Below are 19,446 nucleotides of genomic sequence, written 5' to 3'. Positions count from 1 at the left end.
GGTAGGAATCGGGCGATTGCTACCCTTGTACGATGACGTTGGAAAGGGTTCCGATGCCGTCGATCGAAATATGAACGTGATCGCCAGGAGCGAGAGTGAAGCTGCTGTCGGGGACAATTCCAGTCCCCGTTAGAAGAAACGCGCCATGGGGCATATCGTTGTCCCGCAACAACCAAGAGACAAGATCTTCCAAGTTCCTTGCCATCTGCGAAACCCCCGTATCCCCGGAGAAAACTTGATTGCCATCTCGATGGATTTCAAGATGAATAGCGATCGTCGAACGCTCAGGCATCGCGGACGCGAGGGTTACCCAAGGCCCCAAACCACAGCACTGGTTGTAAACCTTGGCCTGAGGAAGATACAAAGGATTGTCCCCCTCGATATCTCGACTGCTCATATCGTTTCCGATGGTATAGCCGACAATCTTTCCGGCTCGTGAAATCACCAAAGCCAATTCGGGTTCGGGGACATTCCAAGTCGCATCGGTTCGAATACGAAGCTTTCCAAGATGGCCGCTGCAACGGTTCGGCGTCGCTTTGAAAAAGATTTCTGGTCGGGCCGCCGTGTAGACTCGGTCGTAACAACTCGCAGCCGCCTCGCTCTCTTCCATTCTCGCCGTTTGCGATCGCTTGTACGTCACCCCAGCAGCCCAGACCTCCTGTTGGTCGATTGGCGGGAGCCAGCACAAAGAATCCAAATCCAACGCATCCCCGACCGTTGGCAACTCGGTGGCAAGCCGCTCCAGATCCGGGGAAGAGAGAAGTTCCTGGAGGGAAGTTAGCCCAGCGGATTCCAAATTCAAAACCGTGGCCTTCGTGTTCTGGATTCGAACGACGGCGACATCGGAACCGATTTGTATGCGTCCAAGTTTCATGAGGAGAACGGCCTAACGCGGCGGGAGGAAAACGGATGGGGACTTCGAATCGGTATTGAACCAGCTTGGGGATCGATTGACCAGTACCAAGCCCCTTGAAGTCCGCCCACCCGGTCGCCGATCGACGCACAAGCTTGAATTGTTAAGAAATCACTAGACGGGGCTAAAAACCGAACCCATAATTCCAGCTAATGCGACGACAAGTACTTAACGGTTGTGACGGCAAGACAATTTATGCGGTTGTTTTCCGGCAAAGCTCACCCGTCGGTGACTTTCCTCGCTATCCCCGCTCGGACGCTGACCTAGGCTTTTCGACTCCCTCCAGCCTGCGCCCGTCGACCGGCCAAGCCGTGTCAGGTCTGGATGGATCCCCTAGAATACGAACGAACCAATTCAACATCGTTTTCTCCCGACGACAAGCGAATCGGTTGTGCGTACCTGTTTTGCATCGTTGTACCTCTTTGGAAAATCAGAATGAAACGGTATCGAGATCTGATGTTGAGATACTCGCTGTTGGCTGCGGGGACATTGCTGTTCCCGATCACAGCGGTAGAGAAGAGTTTTGGACAGGAGGGAGCCGTACCCGAGTACCCTCCCTTCGAAAAAGTAACAGAGGGCTTCACCAAAGTAGAGTCGAAGTCCCCTGATCGTGCAGCGAATCCAAACGGACTTTGCAGCGTTTGGACTCGCGAAAAAGATGGCCAAATGCTTTTGGAAATCCCAAAAGACTTTGCGAGCAAAAAATACTTTATCGCTTTGACGGTCAGTGCGGGCGATCAATTCGCCGGACTGCAGTCGGGAGACTACTACGTCTACTGGCGTCAATACAACAAACGTCTCGCCTTGGTTCTCCCGAATTTGGATATCCGATCCAATGGAGAACCTGAGTCGAAGTCGTCGGTCAAGAGACTCTTCACCGACACCGTATTGCTCGATGTGCCCATCGTCACGATGGCACCGCGCGGCGGCCCAGTTATCGATGCCGATGCACTTTTTGTCGGGCAAGCGAGCAAGTTCTTCGGCGGTGCCGTTCGTATCCAAGATCCCCAGCTGACGAAGATCGCCAAGGCAAAAACGTTTACCAAGAATGTTGAACTGGCATTCGAAGTTGTCTCGGCCGGTGGAAAATTTCAAACCCTCCACTACTCGATCAGCGAAGTTCCCGAGGATTCCGGGTACCGGCCTCGCAAAGCGGACCAACGCGTCGGTTATTTCGTTACTAACTTCACCGACCTCGGTAGCTACGATGACGACAAGAAGCGTGTCCGTTACATCACCCGTTGGCGTCTGGAGAAGAGAGACCCCAACTTGAAGGTGAGCCCACCGGTCACTCCAATTCGTTTTTACATCGAACACACGACTCCCGTGCGATACCGCCGCTGGGTCAAGCAGGGTATCGAGTACTGGAACAAGGCCTTCGAATCGGTTGGATTTTCCGATGCGATCGAGGTCCTTTATCAAGACCCTCGCTCCCCAGCAACCATGGATCTCGATCCGGAAGATGTCCAATACAACTTCGTTCGCTGGTTGAACAATGACATCGGAACTGCGATTGGTCCAAGCCGCGTTCACCCGATTACCGGAGAGATCCTGGATGCCGATATCGTCTTGACCGACGGTTGGATCCGCCACTTCAATTTCCAATTCCACGACATGATGCCTGATCTGGCCATGGAAGGAATGACTTCGGAAACGATCGCTTGGCTGGGCGAAAATCCTAGCTGGGATCCACGCGTTCGGCTCGCACCTAGCGCCAATCAAAACCATTTGCGCGAGGTATTCGCCAAGCAGGCGAAACTCCCGTTCGCAGGTCACCCCATGACCAAAGTGGATGGCAGACTAATCGGCAACCAACCCTATGACGGATTGGTCGGACGTATCAGCCAAGTCAACGGTTACTGCAACGTCGCCCTCGCCAAGCAAATGGATATGGCCATGGCCCGCATGAGCATGGAACTCATCGAGGAGATCTACAGCCAAGAAACGAAACCAGGTGAAGGGGGCGATAAAAAGCCAGAAGAAGGCAAACCCGAGGAAAAGAAACCAGCTAAACCCAAAGAAGACATGCTCGATGGGATGCCGGAGTCGTTCATCGGACCTTTGTTGGCAGAACTCGTCGCACACGAAGTGGGCCACACCCTCGGGCTCCGACACAACTTCAAAGCCTCCAGCCTCTACTCGCTCAAGGAAATCAACTCCGAAGCCGTCGCTGGAAAGAAGCCTCTCGCTTCTTCGGTGATGGATTACATTCCGATCAACATGCCATACAAGCTGGAGGAATCGGTCAAGGGTGATTGGACGATGACCGGTATCGGTCCCTACGACATGTGGGCGATTGAATATGGTTACTCCACCGATGAAGCCAAGCTTCCGGAAATGCTCAAACGGACTTCCGAGCCTGAGTTGCAATACGCAACCGACGAAGACACCGGTGGTCCAGATCCGTTAGCCCGTCGCTATGACTACTCCAAAGATCCTCTCGATTACGCTGAAAACCAAATCCGTTTGGTGAAGCTGTATCGCGATCGACTTTTGGACAAATTTGTCAAAGACGGGGATAGCTGGTCCAAAGCGCGACGCGGGTACGAGTTGACCCTCGGCGAGCAAATGAAGGCAGTCAGCATGATGGCCAACTGGATCGGTGGCGCCCATGTCAACCGCGACAAGAAGGGGGATCCAGGCAACCGACAATCCTTGGTTCCAGTTCCGGCGGAAACCCAACGCAAGGCCCTGGAGTTTGTTATTCGCAATGCGTTCCGAGACGACTCGTTCGGACTTACCCCGCAAATCCTCGAACGACTCACCAATGACAAGTGGGCCGATGAAGGAATTCGATCGATGGGCGAATCGACGTTCCCCGTTCACGACCGTATCCTCGGGTACCAAGCCTCGACACTTACCATGCTTATGAACCCGACCGTTCTGCGCAGGGTATATGACAACGAGCAACTGGTCCCGCAAGACAAGGACGCGATGACGCTACCTGAATTGATGGACAAACTCTACAACGAAGTTTGGTCCGAACTCGATGCCAAGGTGGAAGGTGAGGCCTCGCCTCGCAAACCCCGCATCAGTTCGTGGCGACGCAACCTGCAACGCGAACACCTCGAACGCTTGATCACCCTCGGCATGCCATCCAGCACCGCCGCCGTGAGCAAACCGATCGCTTCGCTTGCATTGCTCCAACTGAAAGAGCTGAAACGAAAGATTGATGCCGTTCTTGAAACCAAGGCAGGTCTCGATCCCTATTCGCTTGCACACCTTGGCGAAGCTCAACAGCGGATCGCGAAGGCAGTTGATGCCATCTACATCTACAACATGCCCTCGAGCTTCGGTGGCGGTGGCGGCGGAATCATCATTCTCGGTCAAGAGAAAGATGGCGAAACTAAGATTGTCGAACCAACGGAACCCATCCTCCCGTCCCAGCCCTAACGCTGCGAAGACGAACGTAAGTTCCTAAAAAAGATAAGTCCCTTAGGTCGCAGTCGACCTATGGGACTTTTTTGTTGGTTTATTCAAAACCTTGAAGATGTTGAGCGGCGAGTGTCACCACCGGTCTGTCCCCATGGGCTTTTCGATCCAGGCAGGTTGCCAGCGGCCCCCTCAAGTCTCACTTCTTACTTTTCACTCTTGAAGCCTGCAGCGACGAGTTCTTTGTAGCCAGGTTTGAGCGGACGGACTTCGATTCCGTACTTTTCCAGAATCGTACCGGCCTTCAACGAACGATAGCCGACTTCGCAGTAGGTGTACGCAATCGTCCCCTCCGGGATCAGTTCTCGATACTTTTTTGCATCCGGTTTTTCTTGCATCCCGCGCCATGGGAGGTGGACGGCACCCGCGATATGCCCGTTGTTCCACTCGACCAATTCTCGGACATCAACGAGAACCGCCTTCTTCTTTTCGATTCGCTCCTTCACCTGCTCTAACGAATCGGCAGTGTGCTTCAATTCTTTCTTCGCGGGAGGAGGATTGTCCGCGACGATTGTTGGAATGTTTCCCCACGTCGAAAACGAGGTTACGATCGCTGATATGTATAGGAATTTTCGTCGCAACATAATTGTTTGGTTTGGTTAGAGGAAACGACATAGAGCCCCCTCAGTATAGCGAAGCCAACTCAAAAGTCCCCTACTTGGCTTCGCTCCACCAAAGGTCATGTGGCTCCCCTTCGAATGGGAGATCCATACGATCTAGCTCGTTCCAGAGTCGCTCCGCAGGATCGCTGGTCGGCGCACGGGCCTCCTCTTCCTCATACCACATGGCGAACGGCATGGTTTCCTCCTCGTCTACCGAGTGCATGACTGGCACCGGTTGACGCCGAGGTTTGAGCACCAAAGGTTCAACGGGAACGATCGATTCTACATCGTCTAGTTGCGGCTCGGGAACCGCGGGAGCATCCACTTCGATCTTGACGACCGGAACAGGTGGCAACTCGACATTTGGTAGGACCTCTTCCACTACCGGTACGATCGGGGCGGGCTTCGGTTTGGCCGGCTTTTCCACCACTGGTGCGACGATAGGTTCAGCAACCTCTACCACTTCGACCGCCATGCGTTTCGGCTTTTCAATTGGCAGCTTTTCAATTGGCAGATCGTGCGGTTGATAAATCTTCGCTTCTCCCGATTGTCCCTGCGCAGGGAGCACACGCACTTGCACGTCGATGTCATGGAAGATCCGCATGATGTGTTCGTGGCACGTGAACATAATGACCTGGTGCCCTAACGCCGCGAAATCACGAAGGACCTGAGCGGCAAAGCTCGCTCGGATCGAGTCAAAATTCACCAGCACGTCATCGAGTACCAACGGGAGTGTCACACCCCGGCGTGAGTAGGCCGCTGCTAGGGACAAACGCAATGCGATGAAAACCGCTTCACGCGTACCCCGACTAAGCACCTCCAATGGCAAGCTCTGGTTCTTGTCGTTATCGATTCGCAACGCATTCTTTCCGAGCGGTGTCCAAACCCGAACGTACTTTCCATCGGTTAGCTGTTTCAAAAATGCCGATGCTTCACGGAGCGTCTCAGGCTGTCGCTCGGTCTCATACACCTCGCAGACCTTCTCTAGCATACAAGTCGTTGCACCGAGAGTTCTCCAGTGTTCAGCACACGCAGCGATCTGCCTTTCAAGACTGGCAAGCTCCAATTTGGCTTCCGCAATGCGGCGATCTGCAGCCAAACTCTTCATCTCCTGAGACGTCTCACCTTGCCGTTGCAGAAGAGCGGCGACCCGCTCCTCGGCCTGGGTAATACGTTGACCGAGCGTTTCCCATCGCTTTTCTAGCTCATGGGATGGAGTATTCTCGAGAAGTCGCATGACCGTTTCGTAAGGGACATGACCGCCGATCGTGCTTCGGATGCGATGATCCAACTGCTCTACCTCGTTCTCCAAGCGGAGATATTCCGATTTGGTTTGGAGATGCTGTTGCAGCTGTTCGGCATCCTCGACACCGAGATCAGCGAGGTGCGATTGTCGTGTTCGAATCCACTTTTCCATACCTCGCGTCGCGATCTTTTGCTTTCGAGCAAGCTCTTCATCTTGCGATTTGAGTTCTTTGCGTAGCACGATGTATTGTTTGTGCTGGGCGAGGGTGTTCGTAAGCTCCTGCAGCTTCAGCAACGGCCCTTCGCTGTTATCGGGGGCTGCAGCGGCCGCTGCGGCTCGTAGCGATAGTTGCTCGTCTCGCTGACGTTGATCTCTGCGATCTCGGTCTCTATCGCGATCGCGACGATCTTCACGTTTGGCTTCTGCATGAACGCGCGCGCCATCCCGTCTGGCGTCGTTGGGATCGCCCCCATAAGATCGAGTTGCTTCTTTGATCGCATGATTGGACTCTTCGATCGCGACTTTCAATTGCAGCGAAAGGGCTTCAATTCGCTGCATCGCTGTGGAAAGTTCGATCTTTCGCTGGGCTAACTCGTCTTGTTGCGCCTTCAAGCGACGTCGTGTTTGCGTGAGCGATTCGTACCCTTCGGCCAAAATGCGAATACTCTTAGGGGATAACGATTCAGCCATTCCTAGTTGGCTCAGCATCCTCTTCCACGATGATCGCGCCGACTTCAAGCCGTGCACCGCTTCCTTTGCATGTTGTTTCGCTGTTTCGTAGCGTTGCTCGGCGGCTTGGAGATTATGCAACGTCGGGAGATAATTCTCGCACTGCACCAGATCGCTCTCTGCATCCCGGATGCGTTGCTCCAATGTACCGCTGTGTTCGGGGAGCGATTCGAGCAATTCGTCTCGTTCCTGAACAGTCTTGCGAAGCTGGGAATCGACAGCGTCGAGCTGCGAGTCGCAGTTATCCAATTCGTCTTTCGAGTCCTGTTCCAAACTCTTCCATTTGAAGAACGTATAGCAGAGCAGACCGATCCCAACGAGAACCAGAAGGAATCCGATGGTCTGCTCGCTCTGTGCAGGAACTTGCGCGGTCGCACTGACGGCAATGCGTGAGGCTCGCATCAAATTCCAACCTAAGAACTTTCCGAGCCCCAACACGAGCATCATCGAGCCGCCGACGAACGGCAGAAGCAATCGTCGGGCATCGTCGATCGGGAAAACCTCTTCGGATTCCAAGTCTACCGCTTGGTCCTCGATCTCTTTGCGATGTCGCCGATATTTCTCAATCCGCTCATCGAGTTGCTGTACCTTGCGAAGGTTGCTTAGCAAATCGTGGGCGCTCTTGTGGGCTGTTTGAAGATCGCTCTCGCCTTGTACGGATAGAAATCCTTCGATTTCAGCAGCTAAGCGGGACGCTTCTTTCTTATCATTGAGACCTTGCTCTTTCGCCTGCTTCAACCGCGTTTGGTAGCTTCGCACGTCGCGAGCGGGGCCTGCTAATTGGCTGATCGCTTGTCTCGAAAGATCGGGCAGGTTGGCCAAACGCTTGTCGTTGAGCAAAGCCTCTTGGTCTTGCTCGGTGAGCCCTAAACGCTTGGCATCTTCGAGCAGTTGCTCCTCGGACTGTTGGCATTCCGATTCGAGCCGCTGGATTTGAAGTTGCAGGCTCGTAACCCAAGGCCCTTGTTCATTGGCTGCCTCGATCTTTCCTGCGAGCGTGAGAATTCCCTTGCTCACCGGCAGATTCGTCGCCCGCAGGCGAAGAGCCTTTCGTTCGTCCCGGATCGCTTGAACCTGCTCTCGCTTCTCTTCGATCTCTCGTTGAATCTCTTCCAAACGGTCGTAACTATTGTCGGGAATGTCGACACGAGCGTTCAGTGATTTGAGCTTCGTCTTCGTCGACTCGCGCGACTGCCAGGGCTCGCGTATTTGGATCGCCGTTTCGACGGTTTTCGACTCGAGTTCCCACTGACCCACTCGGAGCTTGAGCTCTTCGATTTCATTTTGTTGATTACGGCGATGAGCAGCCAGCTCTCCCCATCGGCGACCGCGGACGGTGAGCGCCTCGATTTCATCGCGAAGCTTTTCGCGGCGTTGGAGCATCAGTGCCATCTGGCCTTGGTCTGCCTCCGTCGAAACGATTTGCCCACGCGCACCCTTCAATTGGCGCATGACGTCCACGAGCGATACTCGGTCCAATCCGCTCGAGAGTTTGTAAAGCTCGTCCGCAGCGGCGGTGTCGTCGAGTGTACTCAGTTCCTGCAATTCACGCAGACCGATGGCGAACACATTGGTGAAGATCGACTCATCGACGCTACCGAGCAAAGAGGTAAGTCGATGCTGCCCCTGGGTGACTCCATCGCTGCTAGTGACGGTCAGCTGTCCGACGATAGAAGGATCGTTCAACGTCGCGCGGCGCGCGATTTCGTAACCTCCCCCTGGGCCGGTTACTCGCATCGCTCCACCTGGCTTGCCACCGAAAACAGGAGGTAGATAGCGTTGACGTCGGTCGGCCGTGAAACCATAGAGCATGGTTCGGAGGAACTGCATCAACGTCGTCTTGCCCGCTTCGTTGGGCCCGTAAAAGACCGTCATCCCCTCGGGCAAGGAATCCACAGACAATCCCGACCAAACACCAAAACCATCGATTTGGATGTCACGGACCTTCATGACTTCATTCCTCCGAAGCGTCGTGTGGGTGCGAGCAAGTCCATTTTGTGCCCGCGGAGCATATCCACACCCAATAGGGTTGATTTATCAAGCATCGACGTGACAGTCGTCGGTTCGTCATTATCCAAAAGGGATTGCCAAACAGGTGTTCCGGGCGTTTCGCATTCTACCAAAGGCTTCAAGTTAATGTTCTTGCCAAGAGCCTTGCGGGTATCCGTGGCAGTTCGAAGAAAGTCTCCGAGGATTGTATCCTCTTCTTGCCATTTGCTCGGAAACGACTTTGGCGAAAGGACTTCGATATCTGTCGACCAAACACTGCAGGCGCCATGCCCGTATTCGCGACGAACCCAAGCCAACATTTCTTCGAGAGCCGCAGGACCAACCATGGCTGCATTCTCGAGATCCATTTCGATTTTCCACTCAATGATCAAATGCCGCGTACCGTTTTCGGATTGCAGCTTGGAGATCCGTTTGGACATCAACTGCCGGATGTCGCGTCCCATGGCGAGGTCCTCGGCGTCCAAGATCTGGGTGACGTAGCGGAACAGGTCCACTTCGGTCGAAACGATTTGCGCATCGTGGTTTCCATCTACCTCCACGGTGTAACAACCATGTGCACCGATTTCCTGGAATGATCTTCCTTGAGGTGTACCGCAAATCCGCATATGGGGGGCTTCACCATGAAGCGTTTGCCGCTGATGATTTCCTCCCAAAGCCCAGTAATCGATTCGTTGACTGATGAGAGTGTCCCGTTCCGCCACACCATGGGCCAAGCCGATGGTGTACGTATCGTCCTCATCCATTTGGAACTCGGCGGCCCGAATCGATTCGCGACCATCATTGGATCGTCCCAAGATCGTTGCGAGAGGCGTTCCGTTACGGCGATAGATGACCGGTTCGACTTGCTTTTTGGAAAATAAATGAACGTTGGGTGGCAGGCTTACAGCCTCCGGCCAACGCTCAGGGTCGTCCACCGTCCCAGACGCCCAAAAGACCTGGATTTTGTTTTGATTTAGCTTTTCAAATTGTTCCAACAAAAAAGCTGGCCCTGCGGCGCCGCACGAAACGGGATTCAGAATATCTCCCGCGAGCAGCACGAAATCGACATTTTCGACAATCGCCGTTTCAAAAATTGTCTCTGCCGCCTTCCAAGGGGCATCGACCAATTGAACTTTGAGGTGCTCGGGCAGATCGAGCAAATCCTGCATCGGGCGTTCTAAATGAAAATCACCTGCGTGGATAAACCGAATCGACTCTTTTGCCATCGCCCCCTCCCTGGTGCTGCGAACCGCGGCGTCGTACATGTCTTGCGCCGCGCGTTAGTTTAGTGGAATTGCGAAGATTAAGCCAACATCGATTTAATGGGTAGGGGAGGAAAACTGCGTTGATTTTGGCAATTCAGATCACGTATAGTCCCGCTCATGAATCCCCGCTGCGGAAGCAGGGCCAATCCTCGGACAGAAAAGGACTTCACGATGACCGCCATCGATCTTGCAACGCTAGCAAACCGTGTACACGGCGAACTGTTCGCGCGAAGCGAAGACTCTCAACCGAGCGCCCCCTTGATCACCGGGGCCTCTCCCCTCGCGGACGCGAAGCCCGGCCACATCACGTTGGTGGACAACGAGAAGTATCTCCCAAGACTGGAAAACTCCCGCGCGGCAGCGTGCGTGACCAAGCAAACCTTTCCCAACTGTCCGATTCCCCAGATCGTCGTTCCGAACCCACACGAAGCCTTCGCACAGATCTGCCAGATATTTCGCCCCGCGTGCATCGTGCGTACTGCGACCGGCATCCACTCCACGGCGGTGGTAGCTGAAACAGCGGCGGTGAGCCTTTCTGCCGTCATTGAAGCAAACGCTCATGTGGGCGAACACTCGCAGATTGGAGATCGAACCCATATCCACCGCGGAGCCACGGTGATGGAGGGTTGCAAGATCGGAGCAGATTGCCAGATCTTCCCTGGCGTTGTCCTTTACCCGGGTACGGTGTTAGGCGACCGGGTGGTGCTCCATGCCAATTGTGTGCTAGGTGCCCACGGATTTGGTTATCGCATGGTCGATGGAAAACACGTTTCCACCGCCCAACTAGGCTGGGTGGAGATTGAGAATGATGTCGAAATCGGCGCGAACACCACCATCGATCGCGGGACCTTTGGCGCGACGCGTATCGGCGAGGGGACCAAGATCGATAACTTGGTAATGATCGGCCACAATTGCTCGATCGGCAAACACAATTTGATCTGCTCGCAAGTCGGAATAGCAGGCAGTTCCTCCACAGGTGAGTACGTCGTACTCGCAGGTCAAGTTGGATTGCGGGATCATATTCACATCGGTTCGCGTACCATGGTCGGCGCGCAAAGCGGCGTTGCCTCCGATGCCCCCGAAGATCAAATTTTGCTCGGCAGCCCAGCGATTCCTCGAATGGAGCAAGCCACGCTGTTCGCTGCCATGAACCGATTGCCCGAAATGAGGAAGTCTCTCAAACGGCTTGAAAAACAAGTTGAAGCACTGAAGTTGAATTCAGCATCGAGTGAGTCGGGGTCGAATGAGTAGTCCGCAAACCGTCGGGATTGTGGCTGGTTGGGGCGAGTATCCTATTTCCGTGGCCAAGGCTCTGCGTGAGAAAGGATGCCGCGTTGTGATAGCAGCCATTCGCGATCATGCTTCGCCGGATATCGAACAGGTTGCCGATGCAACCCGATGGATAGGAGTGTGCAAGCTTGGTGGGATGCAACGCTTTTTCGAAAAGGAGCGTGTCCAGCAAGTTTGCTTGTCAGGGAAATTATTCAAAGAGAACATCCTCTTTCATGGTTGGGGGTGGATGGGTCACTTACCGGACTGGGAGTGCATCAAGACTATGTTTCCACTTCTTTACTCTCGGCGAGCGAACACGACCGACGACTCTCTTTTGGGCGCCGTTGTGAACTCCTTTGCACGCAAAGGAATGACAACGATTCCCGGGACGGATTACGCTCCACAGCTTTTGGCCGAAGCCGGCGTGCTAACTCGACGACACCCGACGGCGCGACTGCAAGCGGACATGGACTTTGGCTGGCAAATGGCGAAGGAAATGGGGCGGCTCGACATTGGACAAAGCGTCACCATTCGCGATCGGAGCGTACTCGCCGTGGAAGCTATCGAGGGGACCGACGCTTGTATCACCCGCACGGCGTCTCTGTGCCCTCGCGGTGGATTCTCCCTGGTCAAAGTCGCCAAGCCTCAACAGGACATGCGTTTCGATCTGCCCACCATTGGCCCTCGAACGATCGAGACTATGAGACGAGCTGGCGGAAAGGCCATTGCGATCGAAGCGGGAAAAACGATTCTGCTCGACCGGGAGAAGACTCTGGCGGCCGCCGAAAAAGCCGGAATCGTCATCGTCTCGATAGCCAAATAATCGTCTCGATCGCCTAATCAGGGAGATGCGGAATGATCCTGCTGTTGCCTTGAGATCGGTCCGAGACCTATACTGATGACAGGAGTCGTTGATGTTTCAGAAATCTGTCGCCATCTATTTAGTACTGTTTATCGGAGTCGGTATCGACCCCGGTTGCTGCCTGCGCGCTTGGATTTCCAATTCTTTTGCGGCTGTCCTAACCTCCCCTTTTCCGAATGAGGTCTCTAATTCTGAAGCGGGGACCTCAGGTGACGGATCGGCTTGTTGTGCCGAAAACTGCTGTGCACACGAAGATGGATCAGCACACGAGGATAGATCATTTGAAGAGAGTGCGACGAGCCATTTCGAAACCGCCGGTGCAAGCAGTTGTTCGGTAGGATTTTTCCAATCTTCTTGCTGCCTGCGACACGCCACCAAAATCCCCGTCGGTGAGTGCGAATGGGAGGGTGAGAATGGTTGCCGATGCAGTTTGTCCAAGCCGTTAGCGACCTTCTCGCACGATGGCACCCCCTGGACTCCGATCCTTCTTTCGTTCTGGATGTCGGAAACGATTGCCCTGACTGCTGGAGCTTTTCCAGCTTCTTACCAAGGGACCCCCATCTGGTTTGCAAGCCCCCCGGAACGGCTTGCAGAATTGTGTCGATGGAATTGCTGAGATCGGGCAGACCCGATAGGCATTTTCGTTACTTTAGATTGACACAGTTTTTGTTCAGGAATGACACAGATGTTCAAAATGAATTTAGGTTGGTTTGTAGCTAGTTTTGCCGCGTTGGTTCTTGTCGTAGGTGTGACCTATGCCGCGAATCAAAAGAGTTCAACAGCGACTAGCAAAGCAGAGTGTGTTTGCGCCCAATGCTGCGAGGGTGGCGTCTGCTGCTGCGAAACAGGTGTTTGCACCTGCGAATCTTGCGAGTGCGAGTGCTGCATCAACAAGGCAGGATGCTGCGAAAAGGGAGAATCATGCTGCTCCGATAAAGCGGAATGCTGCAGCGCTCCGGCCACCACGGAGTGCACCGAAGCGGGTGCTTGCAGTGGCTCGGCATGTAGCATGAAATAGATGCCCAACGTCGCTAGAAAGTGGTTCCAAGCAGTCGTCAGTGGCTGCTTGGAACGCTGTTGTATTTCCATCCTCTCACTCAAAGATTCGGACGATGCGTTCATTTTTCCTATCGATCATCAACCTCCTCGCGTTCTTTCTCGGTACGTTTGCAACGAATCAATCGAACGGCCATGCACAGGACTTCCCGACCGCGGGGCCTGTAAAGAAAGTTCACGACGGTTTTCAATTCACCGAAGGTCCTGCCTACGACGGCAAAAAATACCTTTACTTCACGGACATCCCTAACAACCGCATTCTCCGAACCGATTTGATAGGCGGCCTCGAGGTCTTTCTCGAACCTTCAGGCAAATGCAATGGGTTGATGCTAGACGGCAAAGGGACTTTGATTGCCTGCCGGATGGATGGGGAGCTCATCGCCGTGGACACCTCGTCGAAAAAGGTAACTACCCTTTCTGGAGAATTCCAAGGCAAACGCTTCAATGCCTGCAATGATTTGGTCATCGACAAGCAGGGAGGAATCTATTTCACGGACCCTCGTTACGCAGCCCCAGAACCTTGGCCACAAAAGGTCGAATCGTTCTATTACCGATCGCCTAGCGGGAATGTCAGTCGGCTTGGCGAACAACTGACTGCACCGAACGGCATCATCCTATCCCCAGACGAAAAGACGCTCTATGTCTTGCCGAGTATGCAAAAGGAATTGATGGCGTACGAAGTTCTCGAGCCGGGCAAGATTGGAAGCGGCAAAGTCCTTTACGAAATCAAGCAGCCTGCTGGAAAAACGAATTCCGGTGGAGACGGTCTATCGGTGGATGTCGATGGCAATCTTTATTTGACTACTGATTTGGGGATCCAAGTCGTATCGCCGCAGGGGAAGTTGCTGGGGATCATCCAATTGCCAGAACAACCTGCGAACTGCGCATTTGGCGGTCCCGGGAACAAGACCTTGTTCGCGACTTGCAGAACCGGCCTCTACAGCGTCGAGCTTGCCAAACCGGGACACGTATTCCCCGGCGTCGTGAAGCTTCAGCCGTAGAGGCTACCGAGAGGTGGACTCAGAGTTCTCCGCGGTAGCTATTTCCAACGCTTTGCGATCGATTTTCTTCGGCCAGTCGATCAGCTCAAACGTGCTCACGATCTGAGCATCTTCCGATGCAAATGTTTCCATCTGCTCGGCATTGAGCATGAAGACCAAGACAGCACGACGGCCATTATCGTTGGACAAGTGGTAGTGGATCCACACGATATCTACACCTTGGACCGTTCCTCGCGATGTTACTTTGATCGCGCGGAGCTTCGAGGATGTGAGACTTTCTGATGACTCCAATAACTCGGACATCATGCCTTCCAGCGACTTCTTCACATCGCTGACAAAACCTTCCATGCTCAATTGCTTGCCAGGCTCCATGTCCACCATGTTGGTGACATTGCACTGAGCAACGCGTTGGTTGTCGATGACGTAACGAAAAGTTGCTTCTTCGCCGTTATCTCGGTAAGTCGTCCACTTTCGATTGGCGAGGAATCGGTAGTACCCTAGGTCGGATTGGAATTGCAGCAAATCCGCGTTCTCTTTCGTCGGAATGCGGGATTCGATCGATGCGAGCGATTCGCCGTTGGAGAGTTCCTCGATTGGAGCTCGCCGCACTTGTACCTGAGCAAGAACCTTGAATCCGGGCTCGTACTCTCCGATGTCGCGAGTTTCTTCGAGGTTGGCAGCGAACCAGGTCACGCAATGGGACTTTCGGTCGACTTGTGCTTTGGCTTCCAAGACAATCGTCGTAGCAACTTGGCGTATGGAACCCGCGATAGTTCCCTTGAGGTCGAGTTGAGCTGTCGAGTCGTTTGCATCGACCAAGCAGACGGTGATCTCGCCATCGAGGACGGCATCGAGGCCGAGCAGTCTGCATGCCGCCTCCTCTTCCATCTGCCACTTGTCACTGATATTCACCTTCGATTTGGTGGTGATCTTGTCGAGGAACATCGAATTGATGGGTGGCTCCAGCAAGTCTCGTTCGGCCGCGAATAGCGGGTTGTCTAGACAAGCGGTCGAGAGCCCTTGGTCGTTGCAGATGCGAACGATATCGAGGCAGGTATCTCGCAATTTGGTTTTGGTGATGTGCCGATCTACTTGCACCTCCGAATCGGCCTGAGCAATTCGCAGATACGCTTTGCTTTCGGAGAGGGGAGTGTTGAGCAAGACATCCTCCTCATAGTCGAGATTCGTCGTGGCTTGCATGGGAACCGTTTTGGCAGGCGATGGCTTCCCATTCCGGCTGGTCGCATCGGCGATCTGACTTTTCAGTCTGACCTCGCCGTGCGTTTTGATCACGGTACGAACACGAAATCGATTTCCAACGCGAGAGGTGTCATCCGAGCCGAAGCCCATGCGGCCATGGGTAGCTCCCACGGCAATGCAACCCAATATCCAGTTTCGGCGGTTGAAAGCGGAAATGCTTGGCTTCGTCATAGCTAATTCGGATTTAGAGGCGATAGGGTCGGATCGATGCATCTAGAAAAGTCCATCGACCCGAAGACGAGGTGAGCCTGAGAGGAACCCGAATAACCGACAAACTCTCTCGAATTTCTCTAAACCCTCACAAGCCCTGACTTGGATCTCTATCTTGAACGCTCGAATTCGAAAACCAATTCTCTTGACGTTCCATCTTTTTGCTTCATGCGAACGATTGCCTGCATTTGGGTGGGGGAAACATTGACATAGGTAAGACCGTCGAAGTGAAAGCGATTGTCGATTCGCTTCACGAACGGAAATTCCACAAACTTGTCCTTTTCCTCCCAACCCACCATGTCAGCTCCGAAATGCTTCAGTTTCAGCGTAAGGGAAGAACCCGATGGAGATAGCGTAAAGACCTCACTGAACACCGTCTTGTCACCTTCCGCGTACAGAAAACTCCCGACGAGGGAGCCTGCAATAGGCTCGCTCCAGGTTTCAACACATTCTCCCCCCAGTCCTTTTCCTCGCCAACTTCCGGCGAGCCATGCAAAGGCGTCGGCGGTGATGGGCTCGGGCGACTCCCCTTGAGCGAGCGAGAGGCACATGGGTTCTTTGGGCGATTGCGATTTCGTCGATACGAGCTTGGCAGTCAGTTTTGCAAGCCCCTGCAAATTCGCTTGGAGCTGAACCCGCGCGTCGTTGTCCGTGTGATTGAGAATTCCGATCGGACCGCGGTACTTTGAGTTTTGGATGGCTGCGAAGACCTCCAAGTCGCGATCCCCTTCGCCGATCACCAGAATCTTTTTCCCAACTTGATCACCGGCCGATTGCATTCCATTCACGTTAAGAGCCAGCAAGTGGGGAGAGAGAAGCTCGAGGACTTGCGGGAGCCGATCGAGTTCATCGTGAGCATGGTGCAGGTTGTAAACGATTCCCACATTCGGGCGATCGATGGCGCGGAGTAGTTTCACCATATTTTCGGGTACCCCAAACCATCCACCGTGATTGTAGAGGCCCACTTTGCAGCCGATTTCTGCGGCGGCATCCGCAATAGGCCGAAGCCTTTTTGTTTCCGACACGATAAAGGATGCTTCTTGTTCGGAAGACATCTTGGCGTCACCTCCTCCCATCACCCAAAGTTGAGGATGGATCTTGTTCTTGGCGATGACCGATAGGATCTGTTTGGCTTCTTCGTTGAGCTGGGTGGGAAACCACCAAGCGCTGATTTCGATCCCACGTTTTCGTGTTTGTGAGATTTCCTCCTCGAAGGTGGGTATATGCTCTGCGCGGTAATCATACGCGAACTTTCGAATCCCCAGTTCCTGCAGCATCTCCGCTCGCTCGGCAGGCGTCCGCTTTTTACTATCAAAGGGAACGATGCACCAAGCCATCAAGTTCTCGCGCGCGAAGAGGTCCGCGGGAGCCCTCGTTTGTGCCGAGACGGGCGAAGGAAACCACCCCATTGCGAGCAACCAAACGATGCAGGTCCAACCGAGCGCGAGCGATCGAGATCTTGTCGAGAATCGGAGAGTATGCATAGCGGTCAGACCTTGGAGCGATGGAGGGAAAGGCTGTTGTCATTAGGGCAACCGGAGTATACTCAATCCCGGAAGCGATCGAATACCAGCTGGACATTGTAAGACATGGAAACTCCCTTGGATGCCACGACCGGAAATCAAAAATACACGGTCGTCGCACGCAGGTACCGGCCGAAAACCTTTTCCGAATTGGTAGGGCAATCGACGGTATCCCAGGCGCTTCTCAATGCGATCCATACGAACCGGGTCGGACACGCATACCTGTTTACCGGGGCGCGCGGGGTGGGAAAAACCAGCACCGCCCGCATTTTCGCGAAGGCCTTGAACGCTTCCGCGAGCTCCGATGGAGATTTCGATCCTCAATCCGATATCGCGCAAGCGATCGACTCGGGTGAGGACATGGACGTCATTGAAATCGATGGTGCGAGCAATCGCGGGATCGATGAAATTCGACAGCTGCGCGCCAACGCCGCCGTACGCCCCAGCCGGTCTCCTTACAAGATCTACATCATCGACGAAGTCCACATGCTGACAACTCAGGCGTTCAACGCATTGTTGAAGACGCTGGAGGAACCGCCTGGACATGTGAAGTTCATTTTCTGCACCACGGACCCGGAGAAGATGCCCATCACGGTATTGTCCCGGTGCCAGCGTTTTGATTTCCCTCCCGTTCATACCGACCAAATTTTGGGGCGGCTCCAGTACATCTGCGAGAACGAAGGGACCGAGGCAGACGAGGCCGCGTTGCAGATCATTGCGCGCCGAGCTGCCGGCTCCATGCGTGACAGCCAATCCCTGTTGGAGCAATTGCTCAGTTTCAGCGGGAATCGGATCACTGTATCCGACGTGCATGCGATGCTTGGAACGGCTGATGAAACGCGGCTTGCTTCCTTTGCATCCAAAATGATTCAGCGCGATGCAGCTGGAGCCCTCGACGAATTGAACGTCGCAGCAGCAGAGGGAGTCGACGTTGGGCAGATCGCCGAGCAGCTCCTTGGGTATCTGAGGGACATGATGGTCGTCACGGTCGGGTGCGGTAGCGACCTTATCAAAACCGCGAATCCATCCAGCCTAGAGCAATTGCGAACCTGGGGACAACAATGGGGCGTCGCCTCGATGATGGCCGCCATTCAGATCTTGGACGAAACGATTGTCAAGATGAGGCACAGCGTCCAGAGCCGCGTCCTCGTCGAAATTGCCATTGTCCAAATCTGCCAACTCCAAGATCTGCAGGCTCTCACCGATCTAGTCAAAGCCCTTGCGTCGGGACAACCCCTGCCTCCCCCGCGGCCTCTCTCTTCCCCCGCTATGGCTTCATCACCGACTCCAGCAGGACCTCCGAAGCCTGCAACTACGGCGCAGCCAGTTGTTCCGAAAACAAGTTCCCCGCAACAAAAGCCCAGCCTCTCTCCCGCTTCGGAACCAGCCGAAGCAAAAAAAAAAGATGAACCCCTAGCGGAGGCCGCACGACCACCGAAAGTCGAAGTATCGACGGCGACTTCGGAACCAGCCCATCCGGTCGCCGCTTCCGCTTCGCCATCAACCTCAACGCCATCGAATGTCTCTTCTTCAGCCGTAGCAATGCCGAAAGAGATCGGCCGAGGAGAATCCACTTCACAGCATCCGCCCGAAACGAATTCAACGGACACTCCATTGCATCAATTGCGAACCGCTGCGCAATCGATCGGTGGATTGATTGTGGAATGCGTGAATATGATCACGCGCGTTCAGGTGGCCGATAAAGGAAAGTGGAAAGCGTTCGTCGCCAAGGAAGGCCGCTTCGCGATCGATTACTTCCAAACGGTGGAAAATTCCCGGAAGCTCACAAACTCCCTAGCAGATTTGTTCCGCGTCGAAGCAATCCTCGAATTCACTTTGACCGATGAACCGGCTCCGCACGTCGAGACCAAGGCGCCGGCACCCATCGTCGAGGAATACCGACCGAGCGTTCCCCAGTCCCAACTGATTCGCAAAGCGATGAATAACCCAATCGTCCAGCAATTTGTCGAAATGTTCGACGGGCAAATCGTTCGGGTCGATCCGGCCCAATCGATCCGTCCGGTTGTCGCATTGTCGAGCACATCCGAGCCCAGCGAACTACTCGCCGAAACCGACGAATAGTCTG

At 54.2% G+C, this 19,446-nt stretch carries 12 protein-coding genes; 5 read left to right on the top strand and 7 right to left on the bottom strand.

Going from position 1 to position 19,446, the window contains the following annotated elements:
* Positions 1–19: 19 nt before the first annotated feature.
* Entirely contained in the window at positions 20–874 is an 855-nt protein-coding gene (locus SH467x_RS16610; protein WP_482368225.1) for a fumarylacetoacetate hydrolase family protein, read from the bottom strand.
* 474 nt (positions 875–1,348) lie between these two features.
* On the opposite strand from SH467x_RS16610, the gene SH467x_RS16605 reads away from it, so the two are divergent.
* Entirely contained in the window at positions 1,349–4,306 is a 2,958-nt protein-coding gene (locus SH467x_RS16605; protein ID WP_482368224.1) for a zinc-dependent metalloprotease, read from the top strand.
* A 185-nt stretch (positions 4,307–4,491) separates the two neighbouring features.
* Here SH467x_RS16605 and SH467x_RS16600 read toward each other — a convergent pair whose 3' ends face one another.
* The 3 genes from SH467x_RS16600 to SH467x_RS16590 form a co-directional block, all read right to left on the bottom strand.
* Positions 4,492–4,929 carry a rhodanese-like domain-containing protein gene (locus tag SH467x_RS16600; protein WP_482368223.1) on the bottom strand — a complete coding sequence of 146 codons (438 nt, stop codon included), beginning with the start codon at positions 4,927–4,929 and terminating at the stop codon, positions 4,492–4,494.
* A 70-nt stretch (positions 4,930–4,999) separates the two neighbouring features.
* Entirely contained in the window at positions 5,000–8,872 is a 3,873-nt protein-coding gene (locus tag SH467x_RS16595) for an AAA family ATPase (RefSeq protein ID WP_482368222.1), read from the bottom strand.
* On the bottom strand, positions 8,869–10,176 hold the full coding sequence (locus tag SH467x_RS16590) for a metallophosphoesterase family protein (RefSeq protein WP_482368221.1): 1,308 nt from the start codon (positions 10,174–10,176) through the stop codon (positions 8,869–8,871). Before SH467x_RS16590 ends, SH467x_RS16595 begins: the two co-directional genes overlap by 4 nt.
* A 171-nt stretch (positions 10,177–10,347) precedes the next feature.
* On the opposite strand from SH467x_RS16590, the gene lpxD reads away from it, so the two are divergent.
* Both lpxD and SH467x_RS16580 read left to right on the top strand, forming a co-directional pair.
* On the top strand, positions 10,348–11,427 hold the full coding sequence (gene lpxD / locus SH467x_RS16585) for a UDP-3-O-(3-hydroxymyristoyl)glucosamine N-acyltransferase (protein WP_482368220.1): 1,080 nt from the start codon (positions 10,348–10,350) through the stop codon (positions 11,425–11,427).
* The gene (locus SH467x_RS16580; protein ID WP_482368219.1) at positions 11,420–12,271 is read left to right on the top strand and encodes an LpxI family protein; all 852 of its coding nucleotides are present in this window, start codon (positions 11,420–11,422) and stop codon (positions 12,269–12,271) included. Before lpxD ends, SH467x_RS16580 begins: the two co-directional genes overlap by 8 nt.
* Positions 12,272–13,075: 804 nt before the next feature.
* Here SH467x_RS16580 and SH467x_RS16575 read toward each other — a convergent pair.
* Positions 13,076–13,432, bottom strand: a complete 357-nt coding sequence (locus SH467x_RS16575) for a hypothetical protein (RefSeq protein ID WP_482368218.1) — start codon at positions 13,430–13,432, stop codon at positions 13,076–13,078.
* Here SH467x_RS16575 and SH467x_RS16570 point away from each other — a divergent pair.
* Positions 13,423–14,367, top strand: a complete 945-nt coding sequence (locus tag SH467x_RS16570) for an SMP-30/gluconolactonase/LRE family protein (protein WP_482368217.1) — start codon at positions 13,423–13,425, stop codon at positions 14,365–14,367. The genes SH467x_RS16575 and SH467x_RS16570 overlap by 10 nt on opposite strands.
* 3 nt (positions 14,368–14,370) lie before the next feature.
* Here the strand turns inward: SH467x_RS16570 and SH467x_RS16565 are convergent, their stop codons facing one another.
* Together SH467x_RS16565 and SH467x_RS16560 are read right to left on the bottom strand one after the other, a co-directional pair.
* Positions 14,371–15,798, bottom strand: a complete 1,428-nt coding sequence (locus SH467x_RS16565) for a hypothetical protein (protein ID WP_482368216.1) — start codon at positions 15,796–15,798, stop codon at positions 14,371–14,373.
* 149 nt (positions 15,799–15,947) lie between these two features.
* On the bottom strand, positions 15,948–17,321 hold the full coding sequence (locus SH467x_RS16560) for a DUF6265 family protein (RefSeq protein ID WP_482368215.1): 1,374 nt from the start codon (positions 17,319–17,321) through the stop codon (positions 15,948–15,950).
* 105 nt (positions 17,322–17,426) lie between these two features.
* On the opposite strand from SH467x_RS16560, the gene dnaX reads away from it, so the two are divergent.
* On the top strand, positions 17,427–19,442 hold the full coding sequence (gene dnaX / locus SH467x_RS16555) for a DNA polymerase III subunit gamma/tau (RefSeq protein ID WP_482368214.1): 2,016 nt from the start codon (positions 17,427–17,429) through the stop codon (positions 19,440–19,442).
* Positions 19,443–19,446: the final 4 nt, after the last annotated feature.

It is taken from the genome of Brakhagea slesvicensis (assembly GCF_052161625.1).
Classification (GTDB): Bacteria; Planctomycetota; Planctomycetia; order Pirellulales; family Pirellulaceae; genus JBKCUI01.
The sequence above is the reverse complement of the archived record's forward strand: the minus strand, read 5'-3'. Positions and strand labels throughout refer to the sequence as shown.